This window comes from Hyunsoonleella pacifica (genome assembly GCF_004310335.1).
Taxonomy (GTDB): domain Bacteria; phylum Bacteroidota; class Bacteroidia; order Flavobacteriales; family Flavobacteriaceae; genus Jejuia; species Jejuia pacifica.
The window spans coordinates 1-314 of record NZ_SIRS01000022.1; the positions used below are offsets into that span (position 1 = coordinate 1).

Annotated in this window: 1 pseudogene; it reads right to left on the reverse strand. The window is 48.7% G+C overall.

What is annotated here, in order from left to right:
- Positions 1 to 259 (reverse strand): annotated as a pseudogene (locus EYD46_RS18150) (aminotransferase class III-fold pyridoxal phosphate-dependent enzyme); the annotation flags it as partial.
- Positions 260 to 314: the final 55 nt, after the last annotated feature.

A 314-nucleotide genomic window follows, 5' to 3' on the forward strand; every position in this document is an offset into this window, starting at 1 on the left:
ACTTACGAGCCAGTTTAAAGGCGGCTTCGTTAGCTTCTGCACCTGAGTTACAGAAGAAAACTTTATCGGCAAAAGTAGCATCTGTCAGCTTCTTCGCCAGACGCAGAGCAGGCTCGTTCGTGAAAACATTACTCAGGTGCCACAGCTGGTCTGCCTGTTCTTTCAGTACCGATACCAGCTCAGGATGACAATGGCCCAGCGCATTTACCGCAATACCACCGGCAAAGTCGATATACTCATTATTGTCCTGATCCCATACTCGGGAACCTTGTCAGAAGCTGTAAGCTGCTGTCAGTTTAAAATTACGGCCTGGC